We start from the raw sequence: 1,618 nt of genomic DNA on the forward strand, positions 1-1,618 counted from the left end.
GCGACGATTTCGCCTTCCTGCGGCTTTTCCTTGGCGGTGTCGGGGATGATGATGCCGCCGGCAGTCTTCTCTTCCGCCTCTACGCGGCGGACGAGAACGCGGTCATGCAACGGACGAAATGCCATGTTGAGTGCCTTTCCCTCTTACGACGTTGATGGGATCAGGAAGATGCGCGCGGCAGGAGAACCCCTTTTTGAACCGATGCGCCTCTTGCTCCGTCTCCCGATGAACCTTCTGTTAGCACTCCCTTGTCGCGAGTGCCAGCGCTGCTTCATATGGACCGACGCAAGCGCCGGTCAAGGGGGCATGATCAGAAAAATGTGCCGGCTGCCGACGCTCTTCGCTTCGACTTGCGGCTGCGGCCCTATAGCGCTTTTGCAGGCCGGAAAACAGCAAAACCCCGCTGCTCCTGCTTCGTCGTGCAGGAAATGAGACGAGCGCGATCCGGCCAACGCGCGGCTTACGATCATTTTTTTCTCCGGCCTTTGCCAGGGCCGTTCGGCTTCCTACCTAGCAGCCACCGGCGGGCGCCCATGCCACCCGTCCTCCCTCATAAACGCCCTTGGGGAATTTCATGACAGAAAGCACATCTTACACGCCTCCGCGCGTCTGGACCTGGGACAAGGGGAATGGTGGCGAATTCGCCAGCATCAACCGGCCGATCGCGGGCGCGACTCATGAGCGCGAACTGCCAGTCGGCAACCATCCGCTCCAGCTCTATTCCCTGGGCACGCCCAATGGGCAGAAGGTGACGATCCTGCTGGAGGAGCTTCTGGCGGCGGGCCACGAGCGCGCCGAATATGACGCCTGGCTGATCCGCATCGGCGAAGGCGACCAGTTCGGCAGCGGTTTCGTCGGCATCAATCCCAACAGCAAGATCCCCGCGCTGGTGGACCGCAGCGTCTCACCGGCCCAGCCGGTCTTCGAATCCGGCGCGATCCTTCTCTATCTCGCCGAGAAGTTCGGGGCGTTCCTGCCCAACGATTCCGCCCAACGCACCGCCGCCCTGTCCTGGCTGTTCTGGCAGATGGGCAGCGCACCTTCCCTTGGCGGCGGATTCGGCCATTTCTATGCCTATGCGCCCGAAAAGATCGAATATGCCATCAACCGCTACACGATGGAGACGAAGCGCCAGCTCGATGTGCTGGACCGCCAACTCGCCGCGCATGAATTCATCGCGGGCGAGGAATATACGATCGCCGACATGGCGATCTGGCCCTGGTATGGCGGGGTGGTGCTCGGCCGGCTCTACGGCGATGCGGCGGAATTCCTCGACGCGCAAAGCTACAGCAATCTGCAGCGCTGGGCGAAGCAGATCGACGCACGTCCCGCGGTGAAGCGCGGTCGCATCGTCAACAGAGCCGGCGGGCCGCTGGAAGAACAGCTCCACGAACGGCACGATGCCAGCGATTTCGAAACGAAGACGCAGGACAAGCTGGAGGGTGCGGGCTGATGGGCGGGGGGCGGGTGGTTTCCTGACACCCTACCCAAAGCCGTCACCCCAGCGCAGGCTGGGGTCTCAGGCCATGTCGCGCTTCCTCTCCTGAGATCCCAGCCTTGGCTGACGCCGCCCTTAGAGTAGGATGACTTTACCTTGATCCGTTCGTTTCGAGCGAAG

2 protein-coding genes are annotated in these 1,618 nt (G+C 62.2%); one reads left to right on the forward strand and one right to left on the reverse strand.

Annotated features, from left to right (window positions below):
* Positions 1 to 125: co-chaperone GroES (locus tag V7D69_RS16085; RefSeq protein WP_333606350.1), on the reverse strand; the 125-nt coding region annotated here is incomplete at its 3' end.
* Between the two features lie 449 nt (positions 126 to 574).
* Between V7D69_RS16085 and yghU the strand changes: the two genes are divergently transcribed.
* Positions 575 to 1,453, forward strand: coding sequence for a glutathione-dependent disulfide-bond oxidoreductase (yghU, locus tag V7D69_RS16090; protein ID WP_333606349.1), 879 nt, complete (start codon positions 575 to 577; stop codon positions 1,451 to 1,453).
* The last annotated feature ends 165 nt before the right edge of the window (positions 1,454 to 1,618 follow it).

It is taken from the genome of Novosphingobium sp., assembly GCF_036733805.1.
Lineage (GTDB): Bacteria > Pseudomonadota > Alphaproteobacteria > Sphingomonadales > Sphingomonadaceae > Novosphingobium.